21 protein-coding genes are annotated in these 21,795 nt (G+C 34.4%); 17 read left to right on the top strand and 4 right to left on the bottom strand.

What is annotated here, in order from left to right:
* The 9 genes from ACIQ2Z_RS06735 to ACIQ2Z_RS06775 form a co-directional block, all read left to right on the top strand.
* Positions 1 to 2,307, top strand: a 2,307-nt coding sequence (locus tag ACIQ2Z_RS06735) for a carboxypeptidase-like regulatory domain-containing protein (RefSeq protein ID WP_396183380.1), incomplete at its 5' end; no start/stop codon positions are given.
* 3 nt (positions 2,308 to 2,310) lie between these two features.
* Positions 2,311 to 3,132, top strand: coding sequence for a DUF4249 domain-containing protein (locus tag ACIQ2Z_RS06740; RefSeq protein ID WP_396183381.1), 822 nt, complete (start codon positions 2,311 to 2,313; stop codon positions 3,130 to 3,132).
* A 12-nt stretch (positions 3,133 to 3,144) separates the two neighbouring features.
* Positions 3,145 to 3,807 (top strand): thiamine diphosphokinase, encoded by a 663-nt coding sequence (locus tag ACIQ2Z_RS06745; RefSeq protein ID WP_396183382.1) that lies wholly within the window; start codon positions 3,145 to 3,147, stop codon positions 3,805 to 3,807.
* Positions 3,808 to 3,860: 53 nt separating this feature from the next.
* A complete protein-coding gene (gene rlmF / locus ACIQ2Z_RS06750) occupies positions 3,861 to 4,814 on the top strand; it encodes a 23S rRNA (adenine(1618)-N(6))-methyltransferase RlmF (protein WP_396183383.1) in 954 nt (317 codons plus the stop codon).
* A 42-nt stretch (positions 4,815 to 4,856) separates the two neighbouring features.
* A complete protein-coding gene (locus ACIQ2Z_RS06755) occupies positions 4,857 to 5,087 on the top strand; it encodes a hypothetical protein (protein WP_396183384.1) in 231 nt (76 codons plus the stop codon).
* A complete protein-coding gene (locus ACIQ2Z_RS06760) occupies positions 5,072 to 5,368 on the top strand; it encodes a type II toxin-antitoxin system RelE/ParE family toxin (protein WP_396183385.1) in 297 nt (98 codons plus the stop codon). Before ACIQ2Z_RS06755 ends, ACIQ2Z_RS06760 begins: the two co-directional genes overlap by 16 nt.
* A gap of 41 nt (positions 5,369 to 5,409) precedes the next feature.
* On the top strand, positions 5,410 to 7,398 hold the full coding sequence (uvrB, locus tag ACIQ2Z_RS06765; RefSeq protein ID WP_396183386.1) for an excinuclease ABC subunit UvrB: 1,989 nt from the start codon (positions 5,410 to 5,412) through the stop codon (positions 7,396 to 7,398).
* 69 nt (positions 7,399 to 7,467) lie between these two features.
* The gene (locus tag ACIQ2Z_RS06770; RefSeq protein ID WP_396183387.1) at positions 7,468 to 8,598 is read left to right on the top strand and encodes an ATP-binding protein; all 1,131 of its coding nucleotides are present in this window, start codon (positions 7,468 to 7,470) and stop codon (positions 8,596 to 8,598) included.
* A 3-nt stretch (positions 8,599 to 8,601) separates the two neighbouring features.
* Positions 8,602 to 9,045, top strand: coding sequence for a PaaI family thioesterase (locus ACIQ2Z_RS06775; RefSeq protein ID WP_396183388.1), 444 nt, complete (start codon positions 8,602 to 8,604; stop codon positions 9,043 to 9,045).
* Positions 9,046 to 9,092: 47 nt separating this feature from the next.
* Here ACIQ2Z_RS06775 and ACIQ2Z_RS06780 read toward each other — a convergent pair whose 3' ends face one another.
* Both ACIQ2Z_RS06780 and ACIQ2Z_RS06785 read right to left on the bottom strand, forming a co-directional pair.
* Positions 9,093 to 9,527: an Hsp20/alpha crystallin family protein gene (locus tag ACIQ2Z_RS06780; RefSeq protein ID WP_396183389.1), complete on the bottom strand. Its 435-nt coding sequence runs from the start codon at positions 9,525 to 9,527 to the stop codon at positions 9,093 to 9,095.
* 176 nt (positions 9,528 to 9,703) lie between these two features.
* Positions 9,704 to 10,105: a TerB family tellurite resistance protein gene (locus ACIQ2Z_RS06785; RefSeq protein ID WP_396183390.1), complete on the bottom strand. Its 402-nt coding sequence runs from the start codon at positions 10,103 to 10,105 to the stop codon at positions 9,704 to 9,706.
* Positions 10,106 to 10,154: 49 nt separating this feature from the next.
* Between ACIQ2Z_RS06785 and ACIQ2Z_RS06790 the strand changes: the two genes are divergently transcribed.
* The 3 genes from ACIQ2Z_RS06790 (at position 10,155) to ACIQ2Z_RS06800 (ending at position 12,264) form a co-directional block, all read left to right on the top strand.
* A complete protein-coding gene (locus ACIQ2Z_RS06790; protein WP_396183391.1) occupies positions 10,155 to 10,952 on the top strand; it encodes an alpha/beta hydrolase in 798 nt (265 codons plus the stop codon).
* Between the two features lie 175 nt (positions 10,953 to 11,127).
* Positions 11,128 to 11,610 carry a DUF1456 family protein gene (locus ACIQ2Z_RS06795; RefSeq protein ID WP_396183392.1) on the top strand — a complete coding sequence of 161 codons (483 nt, stop codon included), beginning with the start codon at positions 11,128 to 11,130 and terminating at the stop codon, positions 11,608 to 11,610.
* A gap of 3 nt (positions 11,611 to 11,613) precedes the next feature.
* The gene (locus ACIQ2Z_RS06800) at positions 11,614 to 12,264 is read left to right on the top strand and encodes an NAD(P)H-binding protein (RefSeq protein WP_396183393.1); all 651 of its coding nucleotides are present in this window, start codon (positions 11,614 to 11,616) and stop codon (positions 12,262 to 12,264) included.
* Between the two features lie 92 nt (positions 12,265 to 12,356).
* Here ACIQ2Z_RS06800 and sucC read toward each other — a convergent pair whose 3' ends face one another.
* Positions 12,357 to 13,553, bottom strand: coding sequence for an ADP-forming succinate--CoA ligase subunit beta (gene sucC, locus ACIQ2Z_RS06805; RefSeq protein WP_396183394.1), 1,197 nt, complete (start codon positions 13,551 to 13,553; stop codon positions 12,357 to 12,359).
* 254 nt (positions 13,554 to 13,807) lie between these two features.
* On the opposite strand from sucC, the gene lysA reads away from it, so the two are divergent.
* Together lysA and ACIQ2Z_RS06815 are read left to right on the top strand one after the other, a co-directional pair.
* Entirely contained in the window at positions 13,808 to 15,028 is a 1,221-nt protein-coding gene (gene lysA, locus ACIQ2Z_RS06810) for a diaminopimelate decarboxylase (RefSeq protein ID WP_396183395.1), read from the top strand.
* Between the two features lie 159 nt (positions 15,029 to 15,187).
* On the top strand, positions 15,188 to 16,606 hold the full coding sequence (locus tag ACIQ2Z_RS06815; protein ID WP_396183396.1) for an alkaline phosphatase: 1,419 nt from the start codon (positions 15,188 to 15,190) through the stop codon (positions 16,604 to 16,606).
* A 57-nt stretch (positions 16,607 to 16,663) separates the two neighbouring features.
* Here the strand turns inward: ACIQ2Z_RS06815 and ACIQ2Z_RS06820 are convergent, their stop codons facing one another.
* On the bottom strand, positions 16,664 to 17,839 hold the full coding sequence (locus tag ACIQ2Z_RS06820) for a proline dehydrogenase family protein (protein WP_396183397.1): 1,176 nt from the start codon (positions 17,837 to 17,839) through the stop codon (positions 16,664 to 16,666).
* Between the two features lie 130 nt (positions 17,840 to 17,969).
* Between ACIQ2Z_RS06820 and aroB the strand changes: the two genes are divergently transcribed.
* The 3 genes from aroB (at position 17,970) to ACIQ2Z_RS06835 (ending at position 21,795) form a co-directional block, all read left to right on the top strand.
* Positions 17,970 to 19,037 carry a 3-dehydroquinate synthase gene (aroB, locus tag ACIQ2Z_RS06825; protein ID WP_396183398.1) on the top strand — a complete coding sequence of 356 codons (1,068 nt, stop codon included), beginning with the start codon at positions 17,970 to 17,972 and terminating at the stop codon, positions 19,035 to 19,037.
* A gap of 292 nt (positions 19,038 to 19,329) precedes the next feature.
* On the top strand, positions 19,330 to 20,730 hold the full coding sequence (locus ACIQ2Z_RS06830) for an arginine decarboxylase (RefSeq protein ID WP_396183399.1): 1,401 nt from the start codon (positions 19,330 to 19,332) through the stop codon (positions 20,728 to 20,730).
* A 90-nt stretch (positions 20,731 to 20,820) separates the two neighbouring features.
* Positions 20,821 to 21,795 carry a deoxyhypusine synthase family protein gene (locus ACIQ2Z_RS06835; protein ID WP_396183400.1) on the top strand — a complete coding sequence of 325 codons (975 nt, stop codon included), beginning with the start codon at positions 20,821 to 20,823 and terminating at the stop codon, positions 21,793 to 21,795.

Below are 21,795 nucleotides of genomic sequence, written 5' to 3' on the forward strand. Positions count from 1 at the left end.
AAATTCACTTTAAGCGGAACCATAACCGACCAAAAAAATAATGAAACCTTAATTGGTGTTACTATTATTATTACTGAATTAAAAACAGGAACAACAACAAATGAATATGGATTTTATTCTATTTCCCTACCCAAAGGAACTTATACTTTAGAAATAAGTTATATTGGATTTGAAACTATCACTTCTACAATTGTTTTAGAAAAAAATATTCGAAAGAATATATCCTTGAAAGAATCGCAGGAATTATTGAAAGAGGTAATTGTTTCTGACCGAAAAGTTAAAGCTGAAATCAGAAAACCTGAAATGAGTGTTAACAAACTAACCATCCAAGAAATTAAACAAATGCCGGTTTTGTTGGGAGAAGTCGATATTATTAAATCATTGCTCACACTTCCTGGAGTAACGAATGCCGGCGAAGGTCAATCCGGATTTAATGTTCGTGGTGGAAGTGCTGACCAAAATTTGATATTATTAGATGAAGCTACCATTTATAATTCTTCCCACTTGTTTGGGCTCTTTTCTGTTTTCAATCCGGATGCTATCAAAGATTTAAAATTGTATAAAGGTGGAATTCCTGCCCGTTTCGGCGGACGTTTATCATCAGTTTTAGATATTTATCAAAAAGAAGGAAACAGTAAAGATTTTCACATGACGGGCGGAATTGGATTAATTTCAAGTCGATTATTGGCTGAAGGACCAATTGTAAAAGACAAAGCTTCTTTTTTAGTTGCGGGAAGAGGTTCGTATGCTCATTTGTTTTTACCGCTTTTCAACAATGACAATTCTGCTTATTTTTATGATTTAAATACTAAATTAAGTTACAAATTAAATGAGAACAATAATGTCTTTATTTCCGGTTATTTTGGAAGGGACGTTTTTAACTTAAACAAAAGTTTTGTCAATACATACGGAAATTCTGTTTTAAACTTAAGATGGAATCACTTATTTGATGAAAAATTATTCTCAAATATGTCTTTCATTTATTCTGATTATTATTATGGTCTTAAATTGGATATTATTGGTTTTAATTGGGATAGTGGAATCAAAAACTACAATTTTAAATATGATTTTAAACATTATTTAAGTAATAAAATAAAATTGACCTACGGAAACAATTCAATCTACTATGATTTTAATCCGGGAAGAATTGAACCTTCAAACGATAACTCCAGTATTAATCCGGAACAACTAGCTAAAAAATATGCTTTTGAATCGGCATTTTATGTAGATGCTGAGCATGAATTATCAAAAAAAATTACGGTAAGTTACGGTTTGCGTTACAGTATGTTCTATCGACTTGGTGAACAAACGTTGAATACATATGAAAATAATCAAGCTGTAATTTTTAATCCTATTTTTCAAATCTATGAGTCAGCAACACCAACCGGGACTATTTCTTATAAAAAAAATGAAACGATTGCTAATTTTGACAATTGGGAACCCCGTTTAGGTATTTCTTATGCTTTTAATGATGACCAATCTATAAAAGCCAGTTACAATAGAATGACTCAATATTTGCATTTGATTTCTAACACGCAATCGCCTACTCCACTTGATGTATGGGTTCCAAGTGACAACTTTTTGAAGCCACAATTATTGGATCAATTTGCCTTAGGTTATTTCCAAAATTTTAAAAATGATGATTATTCGTTAGAAATTGAAACCTATTATAAAAACATACAAGACCGAGTGGATTACATTGATGGTGCCAATTTAATTGCTAATGAAGCTATTGAACGGGTTGTTTTAAGCGGAAAAGCTCGGGCTTATGGTTTAGAAGTACTTTTTCGAAAAAATCATGGCCAATTTACAGGATGGATAGCTTATACATTGTCGAGATCAGAGCAACAAATTGAAGGTAGAACTCCGGAAGAAACAGGTATTAATAATGGTCAATGGTACCGGACAGGTTATGACAAATTAAATGATATTTCTGTGGTTGGAAATTATAAATTGGATGAAAAATGGCGATTTGGTGCTAATTTTTCTCTGCAAACCGGGCAACCGGTTACTTTTCCAAATGGACAATATGAATATAATGGAATTACGGTTCCCAGTTATAGTCTTCGAAACGAAAACAACCTTCCCACTTATCATCGTTTAGATGTTTCGGCAACGCTGACTCCAACTTCAAATACCGGTAGAAAATGGCAAGGTGAATGGGTTTTTGGTATTTATAATGTTTACAATCGAATGAATGCCGCATCTATAACCTTTCAACAAAACAAAGAAACAGCTAGTAATGAAGCTATTCGCCTGTCTATTTTTGGATTCATTCCGAGTGTTACTTATAATTTTAAATTCTAAACCATGAAATTATTTAACTATATATCGCTATTATTTTTGGTTATAACTTTTATAGGATGTGAAAAAGTTATTGATGTCGATTTAGATACGGCTCCTCCAAAATTAGTTGTTGAGGCATCAATAAATTGGGATAAAAACACAACTGGCAATGAACAATTTATCAAATTAACCACAACTACTGATTATTTTTCAAGTTCCATTCCAAACGTTTCCGGAGCTTCGGTATTTATTACCAATAGTTCTGGTACCGTTTTTAATTTTGTAGAAATTACCGAACCCGGTATATATGTTTGTAACAATTTTGAACCTGTAATCAACGAAAGCTACACCCTAACTATTGTGTATAACGGTGAAACCTTTACTGCCACAGAAAAACTATTAACAACTCCGGAAATTACACGCATTGAGCAAAATAATGAAGGTGGAATTTTAGGTGATGAAATTGAAGTAAGATTCTTTTATGACGACATTCCGAATGAAGCTAATTATTATTTTCAACAAATTGATGACCCCTATAAAGCAATTCCCGAATTTGGTGTTCTAGAAGATCGGTTTTTTCAAAATAATGAATTGTTCGGACTTTATTTTAGTGAAAATTTGAAATCGGGAGATGAGTTAATATTTACTTTAAATGGCATAACTCAAAATCATTATAATTATCTGAATATTTTATTATCACAAGCAGGAGGCGGAAGTGGTGGACCATTTAGTACACCAACCTCTACTATTCGTGGCAATGTTGTCAATCAAACCAATTTTAATAACTTTGCATTAGGTTATTTTCGTTTGAGTGAAAGAGCTAAAATAGCTTATGTTATAGAATAATTAAAAAAATAAATGTCATCACACCATATCGTTAGAGACGATCAAGAACCTGCTTTAATTATTGCCAATGGGGCTGCTTGTAGTCAAGAACTGTTAGGTCAACTTTTGGAATGGTCGCCCTTTGTCGTTGTTTTAGATTCAGCTATCGAACGTGTACTTGAATTAGAAATCAAAGTAGATGTTTTATTAGGTGATTTTGACAGCGGTTTTGATGCAAATTATTACAAAGAAATTCAATATCCGTTAGAAATAATTCATACCCCAAACCAAGATAAAACCGATCTGGAAAAAGCGTTTGATTTTTTAATTGAACGCAATTTTCCGGCAGTAAATGTTGTTTGGGCAACCGGCAAAAGAGCTGATCATACCATCACAAACATCACTTCAATTGCTAAATTCAGAAATCAATTGAAAATTGTTTTGTTTGACGACCATTCAAAAATTCATTTATTACCTCAAAAGTTTCAAAAATGGTATACTAAAAACACCGTTATTTCCTTAATTCCAATTGGTGCTGTTCATGGCATCCACTCTGTAAACTTATTTTATCCTTTACAAAACGATTCACTCACTATTGGCTATCGAACAGGAAGTAGTAACCATGTGACAGAAGATGGGCTTATCACAATTGAACACAGCAAAGGTGATTTATTATTGATGGAGTGTTGGGATTAAATTCTTATATTTAATTAAAAAGTTGTAGTTTTAGTTTATATTTCATCAAAATTTTGAAAAATCAACCCAACATAGAAAAATCAACTTTACATCCACGTAATAATCATTGTTCTCGCTATGATTTTGAAACATTGTACCTAAAGTCACCGGAATTAAAACCGTTAATATTCATTAATGAACACGAAATTGAAACTATTGATTTCAGTAATCCTGAAGCAGTAAAATCATTAAACAAAGCACTTTTAAAAACACATTACGGAATCATTGATTGGGATTTGCCTGCCGATTACCTCTGTCCTCCCATTCCCGGTAGAGCTGACACCATTCATTACATTGCCGATTTGTTAGCGGAATTCAACAATGGAGTAATTCCAATAGGTAATCAAATTATGGGATTAGATATTGGCGTTGGTGCCAATTGTATTTACCCAATTTTAGGAAATGCTCTATATGCTTGGAGTTTTGTAGCCACCGATATCAATTCGTCCGCTATTGAAAACTGTGTGGATATCATTGAAAAAAATCCCCATTTAAACGAGGTTATCAGCCTACAGCAACAATTGAATCCGCGTTTTATTTTTAAAGATATCATCCTTCCGGAAGACAAATTTGCATTCACCATTTGCAACCCGCCTTTTCATGCTTCCAAAGAAGAAGCTGCCAAAAGTTCCAGTCGAAAAGTGTCCAATTTAACCCAGCAAAAAACAACCAATCCTGTTGTGAATTTTGGCGGACAAAATAATGAATTATGGTGCGAAGGAGGCGAACTCGCTTTTATCACCCAGATGATTTACGAAAGTGTGAAATATCCTTTTCAATGTTATTGGTTCACCACTTTGGTTTCCAAAAAAGACCATTTAAAAAGTATTTACAAAACACTTAGCAAAGTAGATGCTGCTGTAGTCAAAACTATTGAAATGAGCCAAGGTCAAAAAATCAGTCGTTTGGTAGCTTGGACTTTTTTAAGCGAAAAGCAGCGGGAAGGCTGGATATTTCCAACCGAATAAAACGGTATGTTTTTTTTGTAACTTTGTAAAAAGAGAAGAATTATGAATACAGCCGAATTGAAAAATATTTTGAAATTGAGAATCGATTTTATAAACGATAAAAAGTTTTTATCTGCCTTAAATACTTTGATTGAATCTAAAACAGAAAACATTATTGTTTTAAATGAAGAACAAAAGGAAATCATCAATCAATCGCGAAAAGAATATGCTGAAGGGAATTTTTCTACCAATGATGCTGTAAATGAAGAAATGGAGAAATGGTTAAAAGAGTAATTGTTTGGACATCAACGGCAAAATTAGAATTAAAATTAATTTTTGATTTTTTCAACCTAAGAAATAATAGCAAAACGTATTCTTTAAAACTTCACAGAAAAATACAAACAGAATTAAATTTATTGATTCTACAACCTTTTTTAGGAAAGAAAACTGATATAATAAGTGTTCGAGGTTTTATCGTTGAAAACTACATTCTTTTTTATGAACTAAAAGAGGATAAAATTATTATTCTATCAGTTTGGGATACAAGACAAAATCCAAACAAATTAAAGTTTTAACTCAGCCCCTCAGAACCTTCGTACCGTAGTACCTTTAAAAAATGAAATTCCAAGTTATCTCTGAATACCAGCCCACCGGCGACCAACCGCAAGCCATTGAAAAATTAGCTCAAGGCATTTTGAATGGCGAAAAGTACCAAACATTATTGGGGGTCACGGGTTCCGGTAAGACATTTACAGTTGCAAACGTTATTGAAAAAGTGGAGAAACCCACCTTGGTCTTAGCTCATAACAAAACATTAGCAGCACAATTATATTCGGAATTTAAGCAGTTTTTTCCCGTGAATTCGGTACAATACTTTGTTTCCTACTACGATTACTACCAACCGGAAGCGTACATTCCCGTTACAGGAACGTTTATTGAAAAAGATTTATCTATTAATGATGAATTGGAAAAACTGCGTTTAAGCACCACTTCTGCCCTACTATCCGGACGTCGAGACGTATTGGTTGTTGCATCCGTTTCCTGCTTGTACGGTATCGGAAATCCGGTGGAATTTCAAAAGAATGTGATTTCCATTGAAAAAGATCAGATAATCTCTCGTACTAAATTATTACATCGATTGGTGCAAAGTCTTTATTCGCGGACTGAAGCAGAGTTTACTCCCGGAACATTTCGCATCAAAGGTGATATTGTGGAGATATTTCCCAGTTATGCTGATGAACCTTTTCGCATACATTTTTTTGGGGACGAAATTGAAGAAATCGAAGCTTTTGATGTCAAAACCACCAAAGTCCTCGAAAAATATACAAAGCTAAACATCTATCCAGCCAATATGTTTGTGACTTCTCCGGATGTGCTGCAAGGTGCCATTTGGGAAATCCAACAAGATTTAGTCAAACAAGTGGATTATTTCAAAGAAATAGGCAAACATCTGGAAGCTAAACGCCTGGAAGAACGAACCAATTTCGATTTAGAAATGATACGGGAATTGGGCTATTGTTCCGGAATTGAAAATTATTCCCGCTATTTAGATGGAAGACAACCGGGAACACGTCCGTTTTGTCTATTGGATTACTTTCCGGATGACTTTTTAATGGTTGTGGATGAAAGTCACGTTACGATTTCACAAGTACATGCTATGTATGGCGGCGACCGAAGCAGAAAAGAAAATTTAGTCGAATACGGTTTCCGATTACCTGCGGCAATGGACAACCGTCCGTTGAAATTTGAAGAATTTGAAGCCTTGCAAAACCAAGTGATTTATGTTTCAGCAACACCGGCGGATTATGAATTGCAAAAAAGTGAGGGAATCTATGTAGAGCAGGTGATTCGCCCGACAGGATTACTAGATCCGATTATTGAAGTCCGCCCCAGTTTAAATCAAATTGATGATTTAATCGAAGAAATTCAGTTGCGTTGCGAAGCAGACGAACGTGTTTTAGTCACCACCTTAACCAAACGTATGGCGGAAGAACTAACCAAATACTTAACCAAAGTTTCTATTCGTTGCCGGTATATTCATTCGGATGTGGATACCTTGGAGCGTGTGGAAATAATGCAAGATTTACGCAAAGGATTGTTTGATGTTTTGATTGGCGTGAATTTATTACGTGAAGGATTGGACTTACCGGAAGTTTCGTTGGTAGCCATTTTAGATGCCGACAAAGAAGGTTTTCTGAGAAGTCACCGTTCCCTCACGCAAACAGTGGGACGTGCCGCAAGAAACGTGAACGGAAAAGCAATATTGTATGCCGATAAAATCACGAATAGCATGCAAAATACAATGGATGAAACTACGTACCGTCGTGAGAAACAAATTGCTTACAACACGCTTCACGGATTGTCTCCAAAAGCTTTAAATAAAAGTTTAGGTAATGCGTTGAGCAACAATTCCGTTTCTACGCAATACTATGAAGATAAAATCCTTAAAGCTGCTGAACCCGAAAGCTTGTACCTATCCAAGCCAGAAATTGAAAAGAAAATCCGCGACTTGCGAAAGATGATGGAAAAAGCAGCCAAAGAATTGAATTTTATTGAAGCTGCGAAGTTTCGAGATGAAATAAAAAGCCTACAAGAAAAAATTTAACCCTATTTTTTAGAATAGAATCTAAAAAAAAGTACTATTTTTGCGATTACACTCTAAAATATAGGCTTTATGAGTAAAATCAAAAGACAAATAATAAGGGATTTACAAAAAGATTGCTTCAAAGGTAAAGTCATTGTTATTTTAGGAGCAAGACAAGTAGGAAAAAGTACCTTAATTAAAATGCTTACAGCAGAACAAAGCAATGAAGTATTGTGGCTTGATGGTGAAAATGCAGATGTTCACTTATTATTGCAAAACACGACTAGTGACAGATTAGCACAAATTGCAGCAAACAAAAAATTTGTTGTAATTGATGAAGCACAGAAAATTGAAAATATTGGAAGCATCCTTAAACTTTATGCTGACTATCACAAAGATATTCAAGTAATTGCTAGTGGTTCTAGTGCTTTTGAACTAAAAAATACTTTAAACGAGCCGCTAACCGGTCGCAAATATGAATTTAACCTTTTTCCAATTTCATTTCAAGAAATGGTTAATCATACAGATTTATTATCAGAAATAAGACAAATTCCACAGCGAATTTTATATGGCTATTATCCCGAAATTGTTATAAATAGTGGACAAGAGGAACGATTACTTAAATTTCTTTCTGATAGTTATTTATATAAAGACATTTTTCTTTTTAAAGGAATAAAAAAACCGGAAAAAATACTAGAATTACTAAAACTATTAGCTTGGCAAATTGGAAGCGAAGTAAATTATAATGAACTTTCTAAAACTTTAAAAATTGATAATCAAACGGTTGAGAGTTATATAAGCATGCTTGAACAAGCATTTGTAATTTATAGATTAAATGCATTTCACACTAATCAAAGAAATGAATTAAAGAAATCTAAAAAAATATATTTTAACGATTTAGGAATAAGAAATGCTTTGATAAATGATTTTAGACCTATTGAAATACGCAATGACGCGGGCAATTTGTTTGAAAATTTTGTTATAAATGAAATGCGAAAACAAAATGAATACAAACAAATTTATGCAAATTTTTATTTTTGGAGGAATACCGATCAAAAAGAGATTGATTTAATTATTGAAAAGAACAATACTTTAGCAACTTTCGAAATTAAATGGAACGCAAATAAAAAAGTAAAACTGACAAAAAGCTTTAGCAATATTTATGAAAATTTTACCTTCCATGTAATTAATAGAGATAATTTCTTTGAATTTATAACTTAAAAGATGCAAACTCAAGAACATTACACCAAACTGAAAAACATGTATGTATCAGGTTCGATCAATCAAGAACTTTATGATTCAGCTCAAATTGAAGTGACTTTTGAGCAAGCGATAATTACACAACAAATAGAGCCCAAATACTTTCATGCAGGTCAGTCGTTACATGGTTCGGTTTATTTTAAACTATTGGATGATGCTGCCTATTTTGCCTTGCAATCAATTATTACAGATGCATTTATTTATACCACAACTTTTAACATTCAAATCCTTCGTCCTGTTAAGACCGGAAGTGTCAAGGCAATTGGAAAAGTAACATTTAAATCTAAAAACCTATATATTGCTGATGCTGTTTTATACGACCATAAAAATCGGGAAGTCGCCCGAGGGAGCGGCACTTTCATGAAAAGTCAGCTGCCTTTAGATGATAAACTAGGCTATCAACAATAAAAAAATGCACTCAATTGAGTGCATTTTCAGTACTAATTAAACCTAATTTATCCAATTTCAATCATTCGTTTGGGTTTGGGTAAAGCTTCTTCACGTTTAGGTAAAGTGATATGCAAAACACCGTTTTCATAAGAAGCATTGATGTCGAATTCATTAACAATTTCAGGTAATGTAAACGCACGTTTAAAAGAAGAATAGCTGAATTCTTTACGAGTGTATTTGCCATCTTTGTCTTTTTCTTCGTTTTCAGTGCTTGCTTCAGATGAAATAGTCAACACATTGTCGTCTAACTCAATGTTGAAGTCTTCTTTTTTCTTTCCGGGAGCAGCTAATTCAACTACAAACGTAGTATCTGTTTCTTTGATGTTCACCGCAGGAACATTCACATTAAAGCGTTCCATTCCACCCATCCAATCAGGTTTTAAAAATTCATCAATTAATGATGGGAACGCAAAACGATTGTTTGTTTTTACAAGTGTCATAATTGTATAATTTTAAAATTAAAACTTTTTTAATACAATTATAATTTGACAAAATATATACCAAAGTGAATATTCCGTCATGATGACATTTCTCCTTTACAAAAACAGTCATTTTTACAGTTAAAACTACTGACTGTTAATTTGTTAACTGACTTTTTTACAGTTAAAAAAATCGTCTAATTATGTTGCTCTTTAAAAATTCCAAGCAACAAATCCGGATCAATCGTACGATTTAGTGATTTATCCATTTCTCCTAAAACCCGTTTTATGGCAAAAGAATTAAGTCCTAATTTTAGTCCCAATTGGTACATAAATTCGTGCTCCCGTTCGTGATGGTGATGATCGCAATGCGATAACAACGCCAAACGATAAAAATGCTCAATGCGTTTGAACTCCGATTTAAAAACCAATAATTCATTGGGAAGTGTAAATAATTCCTCAAAATCTTCCGTTCGTACGTTTAGTTCTTCTGATACCATTTTGATGAATGCATATTCACGATCGTGTAACTGACCATCTACTTTCGAAAGTTCAATCATATCTCCCAGCAAACTGAGTTTTTCTTTGTAAGTAATCATTATTGGTTATTTTTGGCTAATTTAGTTTTTCCATTCAATTTTTCAAATTATGAAGGTGTTTTTCTCTATTCAGCTTATTTTCATTGCATTTTTAGTAGGCTGTCAGCAAACAGTCGCTCAAGAACGGTACACTACCTTTGAACTAGAAGCCCCGCAATTGAAAACCACCAAGAAAATTTGGGTTTATCTACCTTTGGATTATGAAACATCCACAAAAAAATATCCGGTTATTTACATGCACGATGCACAAAATTTGTTTGATGCCAAAACATCCTATGCCGGTGAATGGAAAGTAGATGAAACCTTGGATAGTCTGAAAGCACAAGTCATAGTAATCGGAATCGAACACGGAAATGACAAACGAATGGAAGAATTGACGCCTTTCAAAAATGAAAAATACGGCGGCGGTAATGCCGATGCGTATTTGGATTTTATTGTGTCAACTTTAAAACCGCATGTGGATGCAAACTACAGAACCAAAGCTAAAGCTAAACATACTACAATTTTTGGCAGTTCGTTAGGTGGATTAGTTTCGTTTTACGCTGTTTTAAAATATCCCGAAGTTTTTGGAAATGCGGGCATCCTCTCCCCTTCTTTTTGGTTTACTGCTGACATTTATGAATACGCCAAAAAAGCCGAAAAATCAAAAGCCAAACTCTATTTCTTGTGTGGCGACAGTGAAAGCGAGGACATGGTGGCCGACATGCAACGAATGACCAAAATCATGTCTGACAACCGTTGCGATTGCAAACACCTAACCAAAGAAGTCATCGTGAAAGACGGCAAACACAATGAAAAAATGTGGAGTGGACAATTTGGAAATGCTGTTATTTGGCTATTGAAATAAAAAAATTTCGAGTTGCGGGTTTCGGGTTACGGGTTGCGGGTTTTAAATCAATATATGTTTCAAATAGTTTTTACTTCGTATCTTTACAAGAAATTTCAAATCCTTAGTACCTTAGTACCTTAGTACCTTAGTACCTCAGTACCTCAGTACCTCAAAACCTTAGCACCTCAAAAAAATGAACAACAACGATATCTTCAAAAAACTCCGCGTCGCTTTGCAACTTCGTGACGACCAAATCGTAGAAATCATGCAATTGGTTGATTTCCGCATTTCTAAAGCTGAATTAGGAGCATTTTTCCGAAACGAAGACCATCCGAATTTTATGGAATGTGGTGATCAGGTGTTGCGAAACTTTTTAAATGGGTTGGTGATTCACTTACGTGGAACCAAAGAAAACCCGAAGAACCCAAGGGAAGTGATAAAAAGTCACAAAGCAGATTCAACAGAAAAGAACATCGTGAATAGTGGCGAACGCACCGAAGCAAGAGCTAAGAAACCGGAAGACAGAAAACCGTTTGTAAAATCTACTGCGGGTCAGAAACCAGCTTTCAGGAAAAAACCTGCTTCCAATCCGAAATCCCGTGAGAAAAAGCCGGAGAAGAAAATTGAGATTGTGGAAAAAGTGAAATACAACAATGGGAAGAATAAAAAGTCTTAACCAATGAAAACGGCCCTTTTGATAGGCAGCACAGGCTTGGTTGGTTCGCAACTTTTACATTTACTTTTAGATAGCCCTACTTATAACAAAGTTATCGTTTTTGTAAAGAGGGATGCAAAAATTGAGCATCCAAAACTTGTACAACATATTATTGACTTTGACCATGCAGAAAGCTATGAGCACTATGTTCAAGGAGATGATTTTTTTTGTTGCATTGGAACAACCATCAATAAAGCCGGCAGCCAAGAAGCTTTTAAAAAAGTAGATTACACCTATCCCAAACAATTTGCACAACTAGCAGCCAAAAATAAGGTAAGCCATTTGCTGCTTATCTCTTCGATTGGAGCCGATGAAAAATCAACGAATTTTTATTTAAAAACAAAAGGTACAATTGAAGCTTTTTTAAAAATAGCTGATCTCCAAACGGTCACAATCGTAAGACCTTCGTTATTACTTGGAAAAAGAACCGAGTTTAGATTGACCGAAAAAATAGGAGCTTTCTTTATGACCACATTTTCCTTTTTATTAGTAGGTAATTTAAAAAAATACAAACCAATCGAAAGTAAAAAAGTAGCTAAGGCTCTATTTAAACTGGCTCAAGATGATGCAAAAGGTTTCAGAATTTTCGAATCAGACCAAATGCAAGAGCTATAAAAACCATTTCAAACGTCTACAGAAAAGCCCCCAGAAAGTTCAACTAACTGGGGGCTTTTTTATACTACTTTTTGATCAAATCAATTGCAAAATTACTTGCTCAACGCCGCTTTCACTTGATCTGCCGCTTCTTGAAACTGTACCGCTGATAAAATTGGCATACCGGAATTGTCAATCAATTCTTTGGCTATTTCAGCATTCGTTCCTTGTAAACGTACAATAATTGGCACTTTAATAGCATCGCCCATGTTTTTGTAAGCGTCTACTACTCCTTGAGCCACACGGTCACAACGTACAATTCCACCAAAAATGTTAATCAAAATTGCTTTTACATTCGGATCTTTTAAAATAATTCTAAAAGCAGTTTCCACACGTTTCGCATCTGCCGTTCCTCCTACGTCTAAAAAGTTAGCCGGCTCGTAACCTGCGTACTTAATTAAGTCCATGGTAGCCATTGCCAATCCGGCTCCATTTACCATACAACCTACCGTTCCATCTAAATCTACATAGTTTAAACCTACTTCTTTGGCCTCCACTTCAATAGGATTCTCTTCACGAATGTCACGCATATCAGCAATTTTTTGCTGACGGTATAATGCGTTATCATCAATATTTACTTTAGCATCAACTGCCATGATTTTATTATCAGACGTTTTTAAAACCGGATTGATTTCAAACATCGAAGCATCAGAACCTACATAAGCATTGTATAATGACTGTACAAATTGAACCATTTCTTTAAATGCATTGCCTGAAAGTCCTAAATTAAAGGCGATACGTCTCGCTTGAAATGCCTGCAAGCCAATGGTTGGATCTACTTCTTCTGTAAAAATTAAATGAGGCGTGTGTTCAGCCACTTCTTCAATATCCATTCCACCTTCGGTAGAATACATAATCATGTTGCGACCTTTGGCACGATTTAATAAAACGGACATATAAAACTCTGAAGTTTCACTTTCACCCGGATAATATACATCTTCCGCGATTAAAACTTTGTGTACTTTTTTACCTTCCGGTGGTGTTTGAGGTGTAATCAATTGCATCCCGATAATTTGTTCAGCTAACTCTTCTACTTGTTGTAAATTCTTAGCCAACTTCACTCCGCCGCCTTTTCCACGTCCACCTGCATGCACCTGTGCTTTAATCACATGCCAGCCTGTTCCGGTTTCAGCTGTTAATTGTTTCGCTGCAGCAACCGCTTCAACGGGACTATTAGCCACAATTCCTCTTTGAATTCTTACGCCGTAACTGGCCAAAATTTCTTTCCCTTGGTATTCGTGTATATTCATAATAAAGTTGCGTTTGTCTGTTTAAAAAGTGCCACAAAAATAACAACTAAATTCTAACTGCCGAATCTTTTTTTACTATTTATTTTGATTGTAGTTTGAACTACCTACGTTTTCGTACGTTTCAAAAGTTCGATATTATAACCAATACTGCTTTATGTGTTACAAATAACACATATTGTTATTTTTTGTGAATATGATCAGTCGCATTTTTTTTACTACTAACGTACCCGTACATTTGCATAAAAATAAAAACCATGAACACGAAAGACTTACTTGGTTTAGCCGAACAATTTGGTAGACCATTATATGTATACGATGCAGAAAAAATACAATCGCAATACAACCGATTGACGAACTCCTTTGCAAAGGTAGAACGACTTCGAATTAATTATGCTGTAAAAGCTTTATCCAATATATCCATTTTAAGATTGTTTCATTCCATGGGAGCTGGTTTGGATACTGTTTCTTACCAAGAAGTGCAATTAGGCATGGCTGCCGGTTTTGAACCGAACCGAATTATTTTCACACCAAATGGCGTGTCTTTGGAAGAAATTGAAATGGTGGCACAATTAGGTGTACAAATCAATATTGATAACTTGTCTATACTAGAACAATTCGGTACGAAACATCCAACCATTCCGGTTTGTATCCGAATCAATCCGCATGTAATGGCGGGAGGAAATTCTAATATTTCCGTGGGTCATATTGATAGTAAATTTGGGATTTCCATTCACCAATTGCCACACTTACTTCGTATTATTGAAAACACCAACATGCATATCAACGGCATTCACATGCATACAGGTTCGGATATCTTAGATATTGAAGTGTTTTTATATGCCGCTGAAATCTTATTTGATACAGCCAAACATTTCAAAACATTGGACTTCATTGATTTTGGAAGCGGTTTCAAAGTCCCTTACAAAAAAGATGATATCGAAACAAATGTGGAGGAATTGGGCAAAAAACTATCTAAACGATTCAATAAATTTGAAGAAGAGTTCGGCAGACCGTTAACATTAGCTTTTGAACCGGGTAAATTCCTAGTGAGCGAAGCCGGCTATTTTTTAGCAAAAGTAAACGTGGTGAAACAAACTACGTCAACCGTTTTTGCGGGAATTGACAGCGGATTCAACCATTTGATTCGTCCGATGCTGTATGGTTCGTATCACCAAATTGAAAATATTTCGAACACCAAAGGTAAAGAGCGATTCTACTCCATCGTAGGTTACATCTGCGAAACGGATACGTTTGCCAATAACCGTAGAATCAATGAAATAACCGAAGGTGATATTTTATGTTTTAAAAATGCAGGAGCGTATTGTTTTTCAATGGCTTCTAACTATAACTCCCGATTCAAACCTGCCGAAGTACTTTGGTACGAAGGAAAAGGCCACTTAATCAGAGAACGCGAAACAATGGAAGACATTTTAAAAGGTCAGAAATTAGTTAGCTTTGAAACTGTACTTAACTAACACAAAAACAAATACCCGATTAACAGATTACAACGAAGATCCCGATTTCATGATGCAATCGGGATTTTTTCGTTGGAATAAGTCCATCCGCAGAATAGTAAACTTAATTTAACTTGTCTTCTCACTACATTTTCTATATTTGTTGCAAATACATCCATCATGAACAGAAGAAAGTTCTTTAAAAACGGTTCGCTTTTTACCATCGGAAGTTTGGTCATTAATCCTTTTGATACAACGGCTGCAATTGAAACCATCCAACCTGTTTATAAAAACAAAAAAGCAAAAAATATCATCTTTTTAGTAAGTGACGGAATGAGTTCGGGAACGCTGAACATGGCTGATATTTATTTAAGCAGAAAAACAGGAACAGGTTCGAATTGGTTGAATTTATACCGTGAAAATAAAGTCACTCGTGCGTTAATGGACATGGCTTCTGCCTCGTCGCTTGTTACCGATTCAGCGGCCGCAAGTTCTTCTTGGGGTGGTGGTTTTCGAGTAAAAAATGGTGCCTTAAATATCGGCGTGAATGGAGAAGAATACCTTCCTGTTTGGCAAAAATTTAAAAAAGCAGGTAAGATGGCGGGTTGTGTAACCACAGTGCCAATTACGCATGCCACTCCAGCAGGTTTTTGTGCCAACAGCAAAAGCAGAAATAGTCAGGATGAAATTGCAGAAACCTATTTATTAGTAGACTTTGATGTGATGATGGGTGGTGGGTCTCAATACTTTGACAAAGATAAACGAAAAGATAAAAAAGACATGTTCGCTGCTTTTGCTTCCAAAGGATATCAAGTAGCAAAAACGCGTACAGAAATGCTTGCTTCTTCCAACGAGAAACCACTTTTAGGGGTGTTTTTCGAAGATGGTTTACCCTACTCCGTCGACCGCGAAAATATAAAAGACCTTGGAAACACGATTCCTACCTTGGCAGAGATGACTCAGAAAGCAATCGACCGAATGAAAAGTCATCCGAAAGGATTTGTACTTCAAGTTGAAGCAGGAAAAGTGGATTGGGCTGCTCACGCCAATGATATCGCAGGACTGTTGTACGACCAAGTAGCTTTTGACGAAGCAATAAAAGTGGCAATGGATTTTGCCGAAAAAGACAAAGAAACGCTTGTGATTATCACCACCGATCACGGAAACGCGAATCCGGGATTGATTTACGGCAAAAATGTCAACGATCATTTTGATTCGGTGCAAACCTACAAACATACCAACGAGTGGATTTTAAACGGATTCACCCCCGAATCTACTGTTTCACAAATTAAAGAGCGGATTGAATTTGCCAATGGCTTTGCACTAACAGATGAAGAAGCAAAAACAATCTTAGGTTACTATGAAGGTTTGAAAAAAGACGACGAGGGTTTGTATAATTATAAAAATTTGCCATTTAAGACTTTTGCCGAAATGCAAAAAGCAAGAACCTCTGTGGGTTGGATAAGTATGGATCACTCCGCTGATTACACCGAATTAGCAATGTTCGGACCGGGTAGTGAAGAATTAAAACCTTTCATCAAAAATACCGATTTGCATTACTTTATGTTGAAAGCAGCCGAATTGGAGAATAAATTTTAAGGTTAAATTAATTCATAAAAAAAGACACAAATCACTAGGTTTGTGTCTTTTTATATTTTAATCGTCCTGCAATTTTCGACGTTCTCGTTCTTTTTTTATTAACATCAATTCGCGACTAGTTTGTCCGGCAACGGAAGTATTTTCTTCTGCTCTTCTAATTAAGTAGGGCATCACATCGCGAACCGGTCCAAATGGTAAATATTTTGCAACATTGTAACCATTTGCCGCTAAATTATAACTTATGTTGTCACTCATTCCATACAATTGACCAAACCAAATTCTGTAATCATTGTTTGACAGCCCTTTTTCTGCCATCAGTTGCATCAATTTATAGGAACTCAACTCATTGTGTGTACCTGCAAAAACAGCCATTTGATTGATATTGTCTAGCATGTAAGCCACCGTGTCATCATACATTTTATCTGATTCTTCTTTACTAGCACAAATTGGAGTTTTATATCCTTTTTCCTCCGCCCGCTGATTCTCTTTTTCCATATAAGCCCCACGAACCAATTTCATTCCGATATAAAAACCTTGTAGTTTTGCTTGTTCATGTAATTTCTTAAGAAAGTCCAGTCTATCCCATCTATACAATTGAATAGTATTAAAAATGATTGCCTTTTCTTTATTATATTTTTGCATCATTTTAGTAACCAATTCATCAGCTGCATCTTGCATCCAACTTTCTTCTGCATCAATTAATAAAGCAACGTCTTTTTCAAAGGCCAATTTACAAACGGCTTCATAACGAGCAACTACTCTATCCCATTCTTGATGCTCTTCAAAATTGAGTGGGTCTTTATTTCCTAGTTTAGTATAAAGGTCAAGTCGACCAAACCCGGTTGGTTTGAAAACCGCAAACGGAATTGCATCATTAAATTTTGCAAATTCTATGATTTTCAGTGTTTTTTTCATAGCTGCATCAAATTGATGCTCATCTTCTTTACCTTCCACAGAATAATCTAATACTGAACAAACCCCTTTAGTGAACATTTTTTTCATGACCGGCATACAGTCGTCTTCACTGACACCACCACAAAAATGATCAAAAACAGAAGCTCTGATTAAGCCTTCCACCGGTAAATGTGCCTTTAACGCAAAATTTGTCACTGCTGTTCCGATACGCACTAACGGCTCGTTGTCAATGAGTTTGAATAAAAAATAAGCTCTATCTAATTCTGAATCACTTTTAAGAGAAAAAGCAACTTGGGTATTGTCGAAGATTTTGTCCATCATTTATTGAAAATAATTCAGCAAAGATAAGGAGTGTTTGAGAATTTTATGTTTTTTTTGATTTAATTTGTACAAATAATTATAATTCGATAATATCGAACAAATACGTTTACTAACTACTTTTATTACTATGCAAAAAATACAAGCCACTGGTTATTCAATCAATTTCAATCAAAATGGGTATGTTTTTCTAAATGCTTATTTAGAAGAAAAAAACTATTCTAAACTTTTTGTATTGGTTGATTCGAATACTTATGTAAATTGTTTACCCCATTTTTTGGCTCATATAGCAACATATTTAGAAATTGAAGTGATCGAAATTGAATCGGGAGAAAGTCATAAAACCATCGATACATGCGTTCAATTATGGCATTCTTTGACCGAATTAGGTGGCGATAGAAAATCACTGCTTTTAAATTTAGGTGGTGGAGTAATTTCAGATATTGGCGGTTTTATTGCTTCTACATTTAAAAGAGGAATCGATTTCATTAATATACCAACCACTTTATTGGCAATGGTTGATGCCTCTATCGGAGGAAAAAATGGGGTAGATTTAGCTAATCTAAAAAATCAAATTGGCGTTATAAATTCGCCTAAAGCTGTTTTGATAGATTCAACTTATTTAGAGACATTACCTCAAAACGAAATGCGTTCCGGTTTGGCAGAAATGTTAAAACACGGGCTTATTTTTGACAAATGCTATTGGGAGAAATTTTTAAATTTAAACGATTTCACCACCGAAGATTTAGATAACTTAATTTATCATTCTGTTGTAATCAAAAACGCTATAGTAAGTCAAGATCCAACGGAAAACGGAATACGAAAAGCCTTGAATTTCGGGCATACTTTGGGTCATGCCATTGAAAGTTATTTTTTGGAAAGTTCAACAAAAAAGACTCTTCTACACGGTGAAGCAATTGCTGCGGGAATGATTTTAGAAAGTTATTTATCAATGCAAAAAGAGTTAATTTCAAAAGAAGAATACAGTCAAATTAAATCGGGTATTCAAGCTATTTTTGAACCTATCGATTTTGAAGAAAATGACTTACAACCCATCATGGATTTATTGATACATGACAAAAAAAATGAATATGGAAAAATTCAATTTGCCTTATTAGACGGAATTGGGAAAATAAAAATTAATCAATATACTGAAAATGAGTGGATTATTAATGCTTTTGAAGATTATAAATGTTAACTATTTTTTTTAAGTAAAGGTTTGTATTTCGCTAATAATATTTTTTACATTTGCCTTAATGAAAAATAGTCAAAATAAAAATGTGTTTCTTCTAGATACTTACTGTATTAATAGGGCTTTCCAACGATTTTTAAAAAAATCTTTGAATAGAAAAAACACTCTAAGTTTAGACACATCAGATTGTAATTCCCTTTTTCATGAAAAACTGCAAATTATTTTTGCAAATATTCGGGTTTGAAAATTAGATTCTTAGTTTTTTACTTTTCTTTTAATCTAAATTATTGAAACCTAAATGAATACAAAATATTTCGACCTAATCAATCAAACGTTCTACTTTCCGCAAGAAGAATTTACATTAAATAAAGACAACCTTCAATTTCATCATATCGATTTGATGAAAATTGTTGAACAATATGGTACTCCTTTAAAGTTTACTTATTTGCCTCAAATTTCTAGCAATATAAATCGAGCAAAAGGTTGGTTTAGAAAAGCCATGGAGAAAAATAAATATGAAGCCAAGTATTATTATTGCTATTGTACAAAAAGTTCTCACTTTAGTTTCATCATGAATGAAGCTTTTAAAAATAATATTCATATTGAAACCTCCTCGGCCTTTGATATTAATATTGTTGAAAATTTAATGGCAGAAGGCAAAATCAACAAAAACACCTATGTGATTTGTAATGGTTTTAAAAGAGAACAATACATCGAAAATATTGCTAAATTAATTAATGGTGGTCACAACAAAACTATTCCAATCATTGATAATTATGAAGAATTAGATTTATTACAGGAAAAAATTGATGGAAAATTCAAAATTGGAATCAGAATTGCTGCGGAAGAAGAACCAAAATTTGAGTTTTATACTTCTCGTTTAGGAATTGGTTATAAAAACATTCTTCCTTTCTACAGAAAACAAATTGAAGAAAATAAAAAGGTAGAACTTAAAATGCTCCACTTTTTTATCAATACTGGTATTCGTGATACGGCTTATTACTGGAACGAGTTGTTGAAATGTTTAAAAGTTTATGTAGCCTTAAAAAAAGAATGTCCAACACTAGACAGTTTAAATATTGGTGGTGGATTTCCAATTAAAAATTCATTAGCTTTTGAATATGATTACCAATATATGATTGATGAAATTATCAATCAAATTAAAATTTCATGTGAAGAAGCGGAAGTTGATGTGCCTAATATTTTTACCGAATTCGGTTCGTTTACGGTGGGTGAAAGTGGTGGAGCAATTTACCAGGTTTTGTACCAAAAACAACAAAATGATCGTGAAAAATGGAACATGATTGATTCCTCTTTCATCACCACTTTACCTGATACTTGGGCAATCAACAAACGTTTTGTAATGTTGGCTATCAACCGATGGAACGACACTTACGAAAGAGTTTTATTAGGTGGGTTAACTTGTGACAGCGATGATTATTACAATTCCGAACAAAACATGAATGCGGTTTATTTACCAAAATATAACAAAGAAAAACCATTATATATCGGATTTTTCAATACAGGTGCCTATCAGGAAACTATTGGCGGTTTTGGAGGATTACACCACTGTTTGATTCCGCAACCCAAACATATTTTGATTGACAGAGATGAAAATGGTATTTTGGCTACGGAAGTATTTTCAGAACAACAAAGTGCAGAACAAGTTTTATCCATTTTAGGCTATGAAAAAAAATAATATTTTTTGTTTTATAAAAGTATTTGTCTTTTCATAAAAAAAGTTTTTCTTTGAGCCAACTTAGAACAGTTAATATAATATAAATCATAAATGAGCAAAGGACCTATCAGTCAATTTATTGAGAAAAATTATCTTCATTTCAATGCCGCTGCATTGGTTGATGCTGCCAAAGGATACGAGCAACATCTACTTGAAAATGGAAAAATGATGATTACACTTGCCGGCGCAATGAGTACCGCCGAGTTAGGAAAATCATTAGCGGAAATGATTCGCCAAGATAAAGTGCACATTATTTCTTGTACCGGGGCAAATTTAGAAGAAGATATCATGAACCTTGTTGCTCATAATTCATACAAGAGAGTGCCAAACTATCGGGATTTGAGTCCACTGGAAGAATGGGATTTATTAGAGAATCATTATAACAGAGTTACCGATACCTGTATTCCGGAAGAAGAAGCTTTCAGAAGATTACAATCGCATCTATTTGATATTTGGAATAATGCCGACTCAAAAAGTGAACGTTATTTTCCACATGAATTTATGTACCAAATGATTAATTCAGGCGTATTAAAACAATACTACGAAATTGATCCGAAAGATTCATGGATGGTTGCTGCGGCTGAGAAAAATTTACCAATTGTAGTTCCCGGATGGGAAGACAGCACGATGGGGAACATTTTCGCCTCATACTGCATCAAAGGTGAGTTCAAACCTACTACCATGAAAAGCGGTATTGAATACATGATGTGGTTAGCTGATTGGTATCCAAAAAATTCCGGTGGTAAAGGAGTTGGTTTCTTTCAAATAGGAGGTGGAATTGCAGGAGATTTTCCAATCTGTGTAGTTCCTATGTTGTATCAGGATATGGAAATGCATGATATTCCATTTTGGAGTTATTTCTGCCAAATTTCCGATTCAACCACAAGTTATGGATCCTATTCAGGTGCTGTTCCAAACGAAAAAATAACTTGGGGCAAATTAGACATTCATACACCCAAATTTATTATAGAATCTGATGCTACCATTGTGGCTCCATTAATATTTGCTTACTTACTTGATTTATAA

This window comes from Flavobacterium sp., from assembly GCF_044361015.1.
In the GTDB taxonomy this organism is placed as follows: domain Bacteria; phylum Bacteroidota; class Bacteroidia; order Flavobacteriales; family Flavobacteriaceae; genus Flavobacterium.